This window comes from Stenotrophomonas sp. 2YAF26 (genome assembly GCF_052114625.1).
Lineage (GTDB): Bacteria > Pseudomonadota > Gammaproteobacteria > Xanthomonadales > Xanthomonadaceae > Stenotrophomonas > Stenotrophomonas indicatrix.
In genome coordinates this window covers 165,862-174,598 of sequence record NZ_JBFRFC010000024.1, presented here as the reverse complement: position 1 = coordinate 174,598, position 8,737 = coordinate 165,862, and the positions used below count along the sequence as shown (strand labels likewise).

Sequence of the window (8,737 nt, the reverse complement as noted above, 5' to 3'; positions counted from 1 at the left end):
GCGGGGGTGTCCGCGGCATGGATGCCGCGGCCAAGCCTACAGGGACGTATTTACGGCGTCCCCCGCAACCGGACCCACCCCGCCCTCCCACGGAATGCCCGCGGTTGCTGTTGCTTCGGCGGTTGCTGTTGCTTCGGCAGTTGCTGTTGCTTCGGCTTCGGCCTCTGCAGGTGCCGGGCGCAGCCCGGCCGTAACCCCTACAGCACCCGATACGCGCGCTCGGCCGCATCGAATACATTCCCCGGCGCGAACTGCTCGCCCAGGTAATGCAGTGCTTGCCGGTGCTGCTGCAACGAGCGCTGCGCCGCGCCGGGGCCCAGCAGCATCTGCTCGAATTCGATCAGGTCCTGCAGGATGCGCCAGTGCCTATACCACGCAATCCAGCGCGGATCGCCCAGGTCGCTGCCATACCCTTCGGCGAAGCCCAGCGGATGCTCGCGCCCCCAGCGACCACCTACCGCGGCGCCGACAAACATCAGGTCGCGCTCGCGCGGGGCCAGTGCCAGTCCGTCCCAGTCAATCAGGTGCAGCGCATCGTCCTGTCCCATCAGCAGGTTGCCCGCGTGCAGGTCGGTGTGGCACAAGCGCAACGCCGGTGCTTCATCCTGCAATTGACGATGCAGCGCTTCGGCACGCTGGTGAAGTTCGGCGATGCGCGGCCGCTGCTGCTGCCACAGCGCCAGGAACGCACTGCCGGACCGATCCTGCGCCTGCGCCAGCGTCGAGGGATCGCGCAACCATGTCCCCACCGTGTCGACCGCTGCGGTTTCAAGCCGCAGCGTCGGCAGTGCCTGGCGCAGCGCCGGTGGAATCTCGGCCTCATGCAGGCGACGCAGCACTTCGCCCAGCTGGCGCCATTGCGCACGGCTCAGCGGTGCCTCGAAGCCCGACTGCCCTTCGATGTAGGGGAACAACGTGAACTGCAGGCCCCAGCGCTGCACCGATGCGCCGCCGGTCAATGCTGGCCACGGCGCAACAATCTCTTCGATGCCCAAGGTGCCACGCAGCCAATGCAGGCTGTCCCACACCGCGGGCGCCACCTGGAAGTTGCGGCACTTCAACCACCAATGGTCGTGGCGGGCATCGATGCGGAACACGCACGCATTGGCGTCGGCGCCCACCGGACGCGGCACCACCGCCGTCGCGCTGATGTCGTAGGACTGCTGCAGGACTTCAACGATCTGCTGCGCCGAAGCGAATGACATGGATGCAGGCGTGCTTTGGTGACGACACCTACTATCGCAGATGGCCCTGCATCCGCACAGGCAAACTGGTCACAACATCCCTCTCCTGCGACGAAATAACTAGCCGGCGATGCGTCGCATCACCGCTTCCAACGGACCGCGCGCGAACTGCCACGACCACAACCAGGCCGCCGCGGTCGCCAGCATCACGAACAGCAACGCGGCCATCAGCACCCACGACAGGCTTGCGCTGCCATCAAGCAGTCCGAGCGATTCCAGCACGCCCATGCCGATCAGGATGTGCGCCACGTACAGGCTCAGCGTCATCCGTCCGGCCGCGGTGAACGGTTCCAGCCAATCGCCAGGATGCAGCCGCACCAGCCACAGGCATGCCGCGATCAGTGCACACGCCGCGCCTGCGCCGGTCAGCAGATAAGCCGGGCCGGGCGGCATCGGCTGTGTCGCCAGCCACACCTGCCACACCGTGCCGTGACCCCACTGCTGCAACATCTGGCCGGCCCCCATCAGCAGCAGGCCGAGCAGCAGCAAGGCACGCTGCACCCGGGGTTGCGACAGCGGCAGCCGCGCCAGCAGCATGCCCAGCAGGAAGAAGCACAGCCACGGCAACACCGGATGGAAGCCATTGAACAGCAGGTTGCGCATCGCACCCGGCCATTGCCACAGCCCCTCGTAAGCCAGCGTCTGCCAGTTCCAGCCCTGGCTGTAGTCCCAGCGCAGCAAGGCCCAGAACCCGACCATAGCCAGAGCCACCATGCTGCCCAGCAGAACACGGGGCGACGCGCGCAGCCACAGCACCGCCAGCGCGAAGTACACCGCGTAGTAATGCAGGATATCGGCAGGAAACACGGTCAGGTTGAGCAGGCCGAGCACGGCCAGGAACACGGCCCGCCGCCAGGTCTGCACGCTTGCCTGCCACCACGCCAGTCGCTGCGTGGCCAGCATCAGGCCCACCCCGGCCAGCGTCACGAAGGTCGCCGAAGCCTTGCCTTCCAGCAGGTGGAAGAATCCAGCAAGCCAGCCTCCGCCGTCGGTCTCGACGGCCATCGCCAGGCGGAAGTTGACCAGCACCATGCCGGCCAGGGCGAGGTAGCGCGCCAGGTCCAGACCGTGCAGGCGTCGATCGGCACTGCTCACGCGCGCGCCCCGAGGAGCGCTGCCAGCAGAGAGGGATCAAGCACGTCGGCATCGCTCGCCTCACCCAACCCCTGCCGCAACGCATCGCTTTCGATCGCATCCAGCAGCACCTGCGACTGCAGCGTCGCCGACAGCGCGGGCCGGCGGCGCTCACGCCGCGCAACCTCCTGCAGGGCCTCGGCCAGCCTGGGCTGCAACTGCGCGCGGTTGCCAGCGAATGCCGCCGCCACCGCCGGATTACGCGCGCTCTCGGCCAGCACTTCCACGCTCAACAGCGCCCATTCCGGCTGCCGGCACAGGGTGTGGAAGTCCCGCAGGAACCCCTGCACCTGCGCACGTTCGCCATTGCATCCCGCCAACCGCTGCAGCAACGGCTGCAGTTCGTCCTGTTCGGCCTCGGCCGTCGCCAGGATCAGCGCCTCCTTGCCGGGAAAGTGGTTGTAGAGATTGCCCAGGCTCACCCCGGCCGCCTGCGCGATGTCGCGCATGCTGGTCTGGTGGAAGCCCTTGGACAGAAAGCACTGCAGGGCCGCCTGCAGGATCTGCGAAGCGCGTTGCTCATTGCGGTCGGTGCGGTTCATGCGGCAAACAATGAACGAACGTTCGTCCATTTGAAAGCCGAATCCAAGCCGTCGGCCAGTCGCCGTTCAGCGCGCCGCGCTTGACCTCAACCGCTGTTGAGGGCCGATCCTGCCGCGCCCTGCTGCAACTGCGGACCCTGCATGCACCTAGAAGAACTCGTCCAGCAGGCGGTAGAACGCGAGTCGGCGTTCATCGGCACCCATGCCATAGCGGGCCAGCAAGGGCGCAACCCAGCGGGTGTCGTCATAGTTGTGGACCAGGCTGCGTGCGGCCAACGCCAGGTCCTGGCAACGATCAGCCACACCCAGCCGGCCACAATCGATGAAACCGCTGAAGCGGCCGTTGACCGCCATCAGATTCGGCAGGCATGCATCGCCGTGCGCTACCACCAGATCCTCATCCGCCGGGCACGTTGCGATCAGCTCGGCATGCACCTGCTCGGCGCTCTGGCCCATTCGTTCATCGTCGAAATCATCCGCATCGATCAACCCTGCGGCAACGCGCGCAGCGACCTCCGGCAAGCGCGTTGCAAGGCGATGATCGAACGGACAACCGGCAACCGGCAGCGCATGCAGGGCGCGCAGCGCGTCGGCCAGCAGCACGACCACCTGGTCGGGCGCCAGCGTCGGCGACGATGCCAGGTCATGGCCGGGCAACGCGCTCATCAGCAGCCAGCGCCGACCGCCCTCCTCCGCCGTATCCAGCACCGTTGGCACCGGCTGTCCCTGTGCCCGCAGCCAGCGCAGACGCAGGATTTCGCCCTCCAGCTCGCTGAAGGCATCAATCACTTCCGATTTCAGGAACGCGTCCGGCGACCCCTGACGTCGCACCCGCGCTACATCAGCGCGCGACACGCCGATGCCCTGCATCTCGATTTCTGCATCGCGCAGCGCGCTGCGCCACTGCGACGGCAAGGGCATTACACCGCCATCGCTCGATCCTGCTTCCATCCCCACCGCTCCGGCCCCGGTCACAGCCTGGATTCTCTCCGAATCGGACACCCCACAGCAAAGGACATCGCATGAAATTCATGGTCATCGGCGCCAGCAAAGGTCTTGGCCGCGCCTTCGTGGAAGGCCTCTGCCGGCCCGGCGATACCGTCATCGGCGTATCGCGCACACGCCCCACGCAGCTGGACTGCAGCGAGGGCGTCGACCTGCACTGGATAGAAGCAGACCTGAGCGAGCCAGCACGAGCAGCGGCCAGCATCGCGGCGCAGGCGCCGCCGGATCTCGATGTCCTCATCCACAATCTCGGCATCTGGGAGGAGACCGCATTCAGTGACGACTACGATTTCCTCAACGAAAGTGACAGCGCGCTGGCGCAGCTGGTGGACATCAACATCACCGCCACCCTGTTGCTGCTCAAGCAGCTGCTGCCCCGCGTTCTCGGCGGGCGCCGCCCGCAACTGGTGTTGACCGGCTCGACCTCGGCGCTGCCACGCAGTGGCCGCCCCGAGGTGGCCTTCGGCGCGTCCAAGTTCGCGCTCAACGGCATTGCCGATGCCCTGCGCGAGGGCTTCCGCCAGCAGCGGCTGGCCGTGACGACGCTGCAGCTGGGCTACCTCAATACCGACGATGCACTGTCGGTGCCGCTGCAGCAGGCCGCCGCACGCGGCAATGGCGAGTACGTGCCGGTGCACGACGTGGTGGCGATGGTGCGCGCCCTGCTGCAGCTGTCGTCCTCCAGTTTCGTCCGCGAGCTGGTGCTGCCTGCGATCGCCGATCCGCGTTACTAGCGCTCAGCACACACTGGCAGCCCCGGTTTGGCCGCACACGCGGCCGTGGTTTACTCTGCGTCTACTGGCAGTTGGCCGCACACAGGACCGGCTATGGCTATGGATGCGCTATCAAGGGTTTCGACCCGGATCCTGGACAGCGCCCTGCCCAGCCTGCCGCTGTACCTGCTGCAGGCCACTGCGGTGATCGGCATGATCGGCGTGTTCCTGATCACCACCCGCCGCGGCGGCCATGCCATCGAGGGGCGCCGCGTCTACATCGGCGCGATTCTTGGCCTGATCTACCTGTTCAATTCCTGGTTCGTGGCCGGCTACGCGCAGGGCGTGGTCAAGCTCAACCTCGGCATCGACATCCTGCTGATCAGCGGCCTGCTGGGCGGCTGGCGCGGCGGCGTGACCTGCCTGCTGGCCAGCCTGCTGGCGCGCTATCAGTTCTCCGGCACGCAGTACTTCCTGCCCGCCGGCCTGGAAGCGGCCCTGCAGGTGCTCGCAGGCATCTGGCTGCGTGGGCGGATGTATCCACGCATGCTCACCCAGCTCTCGCTGCGGTTGATCCTGCAGGCTTGGGGGGTGCGCATCGCGGTGACCCTGCTTGGACTGGCGCTGGGCGTGGCGATCATCGGCAGCGCGCAGCTACCCCTGCTGGAACTGGCCACCCAGCGGCTGCTTGCCCTGCCGGTATCGCTGCTGGTGCTGGCGGCGGTATTCGCACTGATCTACAACGATGCGCAGATCGATGCCCAGCGCCAACGCGAACATGCCTGGATGCGCATCGATCCGGTCAGTGGCCTGCCCAACCTGCGCGCCCTCGACGAGCGCCTGCAACGTCACTGGCGCAGCAGCGAAGATCGCGGCAATGCGTGCCTGATCGTGACCGAGATGAGCAACCTGCAGGACCTGCTGCTGCGCTATGGTCCGCTGAATGACAGCGGCCTGTGGAACCGGCACAACGCCGAAGCCGTGCATCGCACCCTGCTGCATGCAAGGCCAACCGGCACGATGGAGGTCTATCAGTTCGGTGACAGCGCGCTGGCGATCCTGCTGTTGGACGCAAGCCTTGCCGATCTCCGCGCGGATACCGAACTGCCAGCATTGGCCGACCGGTTGACCACGGTGATCGGCGATGACTGGCCGGGCTTCCGCCCGGTATTCCGCTGCGCGGTGGTCGAGCTGCAACCGCCCACGCAGGACGACAGCTCCATCCCGTTCCGCGCCGTCACCCTGGCCTTGAATGCGATCGAGTCCGGCGTGGTGTTCTTCGATGATCCGATCCAGCGCGACAGTGAAGTGGATGCATTGATCGAGACCGCGCTGGACCACTGGCTGCAGCACGCCGATGCACCGCTGTACTACCAGCCCAAGTTCCGCCTGCAGGACCGCCACCTGGTCGGCGCCGAAGCACTGTTGCGCATGCGCGATGGCGATGGCCACCTGATTGCACCGATGCGGGTGGTTTCGCTGCTGCGCCGCCGCGGTCGCCTGGCCGAACTGGAATGGGCCACGCTGCAGGCGGCCACCGCCTTCCTTGGCCACTRCAGGGATGACGGGCACACGCTGACGATCGCAGTGAATGTATCCGCCGAATCGCTGCGCCAACCGGACTTCGGCGTGCGCCTGTGCACCTTGCTGGAGCAGCAGCGCATACCCGGCGCGATGCTGCGGCTGGAGATTGTCGAATGGACCGAAATCGTCGAGCGCGACGTTGTCGACGCCAACGTCGTCGTTCTGCTGGCCGCTGGCATGAGCCTGTCATTGGACGACTTCGGCGCCGGTTATTCGACGCTGATCCTGCTGTCACAACTGTCGGTGGCCGAGGTCAAGATCGAGCGGGCGCTGATCGCCACGCTGTCCGATGCCAAGTCGCAGTCCATCGTCCGCTTCATCGTGGAAGTGGCGCACCGCTGCGGTGCCGTCGTCGTCGCCGAAGGCACTGAGACCTCGGCACAGGAACAGATGCTGCGTGCGCTGGGAGTGGATGTGGGCCAGGGCTATCTGTATGCACACGCCCTGCCGCCGGAACAGTTCCGGCAGCTGGCATGAGGGCCTTTCAGGCGAGACGCATCGACAGTTCCACGTCCTCGGCGAACGGTACCGACAGATAGCCTGCGTTGCCCGAGCGCATGCGCTGCTGGTAGCGCGGGCTGTCGTCGGCATTGTCGGCCACCACCAGTGCGCCCGGACTCAGGCGTTCCTGCAGCAGGTCCAGCACGTCGTCGTACAGCACCTTGGCACCATCGAGCAGCACCAGATCGATCGTATCGGGCAGGTCCACCGCCAGCGTCTCCAGCGCATCGCCCACGCGGATCTCCACCAGATCGTCCAGGCCCGCTTCACGCAGGTGGCCGGCGGCACGGCGCGCCTTCTCCGGCTCGAACTCGGTGGTGATCAGGCGGCCGCCGCCGTTGTCACGCAACGCCGCAGCCAGATGGATGCTGGAGATGCCGAACGACGTACCGAACTCAACGATGCTGCGCGCGCCACTGCTGCGCGCCAGCAGGTACAGCAGGCGGCCGGTTTCCGGCGACACCGGCAGCCACAGGTCCTTCAGCAGCTCGCCATACAGGCGCCGGTATTCGGTGCGGCTGCCCAGCAGGCGCTGCCGCTCTTCGGGGGAAACGGAGGTCAAGGCGGGGCTGAGCGCGCTGTCGGCTTCGGTGAACAGGCGCGCAAGCAGGGGCGCGACCGGGGCGGAGATTAGGGTGGACATGGACGGGTGTTCCTTTCGTTGGCGGGGTTAGAATGCGAATAATTCGTCGCAATCAAGAATACGGACGATCCCCGGTTCCGCCTATTCGCATTGGAAAAGCCTCATGTCCGAACGTCGTCCGCCGCAGATTTCCTCGAGAAAACAGCCTCGCCAGTCACGATCGAACGACCTGGTCGCAGCCATCCTGGAAGCCGCTGCTCAGGTTTTGAAGCACGAAGGTGCCACTCGGTTCACAACCGCGCGGGTGGCCGAACGCGCCGGCGTCAGCGTCGGCTCGCTGTACCAGTACTTTCCCAACAAGGCAGCAATTCTGTTCCGCCTGCAGCGCGACGAGTGGCAGCAGACCGGCGCGATGCTGCGCGACATCCTGCAGGACACACGACAACCGCACCTGCAGCGCCTGCGCACGTTGGTGCATGCCTTCATCGTGTCGGAATGCGAAGAAGCGCAGACCCGTGGCGCGTTGAACGATGCCGCGCCGCTGTACCGTGATGCGCCGGAGGCGCAGGAAGCACGCAGCGAGTCCGACGAAGCGATGCTCCTGTTCATGGCCGAGCTGCTGCCGCAGGCCTCGGCGGGCACGCGCCAGCTGGCGGTGGATCTGATCGATACCACGCTGGGTGCCACCGGTCGCGAATTCTCCAGTGAACCGCGCACTGTCGCCGAGATGCGCGTCTATGCCGATGCGGTCGCGGATATGTTCTGCGCCTATCTCAGGCAGCTGGGCGCGCGCTGACGTGCAGCCGCCGGCTTACACCGCGTAGAAGCCCAGGAACATCGCCACGGCCGACTCGGCCACGCGCGTGCGTTCGGCCTGCGCCAGCGGCGCCTGGCCCATCGTCACCTGCGGCCAGAACGCGAAGCTCTTCACCAGCCCCTGCAGCTGATGGCCGGCGAATTCCGGATCGATCTCGCGCAGCCGCCCATCGGCAATGGCTGCACGGATCCACGCGCTGACGCCGCTCTCCTTCTCGCCCATGCGGCAGACGATCGCCTGCGCGCGCTCGGGTGAATGGATGATCTCGGCCATCGCCACCCGCGCCAGATCGATGAAGTTGGCATCACCCAGCAGGTCCAGCTTCTGCCGCAGCAGCTGCAGCAGCTGCACATCCAGCGGCTGGTCGGCGCGGTACGGCAGCTCGACGCTGGCCACGCTGCTCTGCCACAGCTCTTCCAGGATCAGCGCGAACAGTTCTTCCTTGCTCGGGAAGTGGTTGTATACGGTTCGCTTGGAGACGCCAGCCACCGCCGCGATGCGGTCCATGCTGGTCGCCTCGTAGCCGGCCGAACGGAACTCTTCCACCGCCGCGCGGACGATGGCCTCGCGTTTGCGATCGGTAAGGCGTTGCGGGGCACGGGGCATGGCGGAAC

9 protein-coding genes are annotated in these 8,737 nt (G+C 66.4%); 3 read left to right on the top strand and 6 right to left on the bottom strand.

Annotated elements, in window-relative coordinates:
* Positions 1-197: 197 nt before the first annotated feature.
* From AB4Y98_RS19475 to AB4Y98_RS19460, 4 genes are all read right to left on the bottom strand, one after another.
* Complete coding sequence (locus AB4Y98_RS19475; RefSeq protein ID WP_442244980.1) at positions 198-1,205, bottom strand: phosphotransferase; 1,008 nt, start codon at positions 1,203-1,205, stop codon at positions 198-200.
* 99 nt (positions 1,206-1,304) lie between these two features.
* A complete protein-coding gene (locus AB4Y98_RS19470; protein WP_442244979.1) occupies positions 1,305-2,339 on the bottom strand; it encodes a DUF418 domain-containing protein in 1,035 nt (344 codons plus the stop codon).
* A complete protein-coding gene (locus AB4Y98_RS19465; RefSeq protein ID WP_442244978.1) occupies positions 2,336-2,920 on the bottom strand; it encodes a TetR/AcrR family transcriptional regulator in 585 nt (194 codons plus the stop codon). The genes AB4Y98_RS19470 and AB4Y98_RS19465 overlap by 4 nt, the downstream gene beginning before the upstream one ends.
* Before the next feature lie 147 nt (positions 2,921-3,067).
* Entirely contained in the window at positions 3,068-3,871 is an 804-nt protein-coding gene (locus tag AB4Y98_RS19460; protein WP_442244977.1) for an APH(3')-II family aminoglycoside O-phosphotransferase, read from the bottom strand.
* A gap of 71 nt (positions 3,872-3,942) precedes the next feature.
* On the opposite strand from AB4Y98_RS19460, the gene AB4Y98_RS19455 reads away from it, so the two are divergent.
* Complete coding sequence (locus AB4Y98_RS19455; protein WP_442244976.1) at positions 3,943-4,659, top strand: SDR family NAD(P)-dependent oxidoreductase; 717 nt, start codon at positions 3,943-3,945, stop codon at positions 4,657-4,659.
* A 99-nt stretch (positions 4,660-4,758) separates the two neighbouring features.
* Entirely contained in the window at positions 4,759-6,699 is a 1,941-nt protein-coding gene (locus tag AB4Y98_RS19450) for an EAL domain-containing protein (protein WP_442244975.1), read from the top strand.
* Between the two features lie 7 nt (positions 6,700-6,706).
* On the opposite strand, the gene AB4Y98_RS19445 is transcribed toward AB4Y98_RS19450, so the two are convergent.
* Positions 6,707-7,366, bottom strand: a complete 660-nt coding sequence (locus tag AB4Y98_RS19445; protein ID WP_313249039.1) for an O-methyltransferase — start codon at positions 7,364-7,366, stop codon at positions 6,707-6,709.
* Between the two features lie 103 nt (positions 7,367-7,469).
* Here AB4Y98_RS19445 and AB4Y98_RS19440 point away from each other — a divergent pair, with 103 nt between their 5' ends.
* Positions 7,470-8,102 carry a TetR family transcriptional regulator gene (locus AB4Y98_RS19440; RefSeq protein WP_442244974.1) on the top strand — a complete coding sequence of 211 codons (633 nt, stop codon included), beginning with the start codon at positions 7,470-7,472 and terminating at the stop codon, positions 8,100-8,102.
* A gap of 15 nt (positions 8,103-8,117) precedes the next feature.
* On the opposite strand, the gene AB4Y98_RS19435 is transcribed toward AB4Y98_RS19440, so the two are convergent.
* Positions 8,118-8,729, bottom strand: coding sequence for a TetR/AcrR family transcriptional regulator (locus AB4Y98_RS19435; RefSeq protein WP_312109195.1), 612 nt, complete (start codon positions 8,727-8,729; stop codon positions 8,118-8,120).
* Between the last annotated feature and the right edge of the window lie 8 nt (positions 8,730-8,737).

Coding starts and splice junctions, on each gene's coding strand:
- AB4Y98_RS19475 (WP_442244980.1), bottom strand. CDS start 1,205: ATGTCATTCGCTTCGGCGCAGCAGATCGTTGAAGTCCTGCAGCAGTCC.
- AB4Y98_RS19465 (WP_442244978.1), bottom strand. CDS start 2,920: ATGAACCGCACCGACCGCAATGAGCAACGCGCTTCGCAGATCCTGCAG.
- AB4Y98_RS19460 (WP_442244977.1), bottom strand. CDS start 3,871: ATGGAAGCAGGATCGAGCGATGGCGGTGTAATGCCCTTGCCGTCGCAG.
- AB4Y98_RS19455 (WP_442244976.1), top strand. CDS start 3,943: ATGAAATTCATGGTCATCGGCGCCAGCAAAGGTCTTGGCCGCGCCTTC.
- AB4Y98_RS19445 (WP_313249039.1), bottom strand. CDS start 7,366: ATGTCCACCCTAATCTCCGCCCCGGTCGCGCCCCTGCTTGCGCGCCTG.
- AB4Y98_RS19440 (WP_442244974.1), top strand. CDS start 7,470: ATGTCCGAACGTCGTCCGCCGCAGATTTCCTCGAGAAAACAGCCTCGC.
- AB4Y98_RS19435 (WP_312109195.1), bottom strand. CDS start 8,729: ATGCCCCGTGCCCCGCAACGCCTTACCGATCGCAAACGCGAGGCCATC.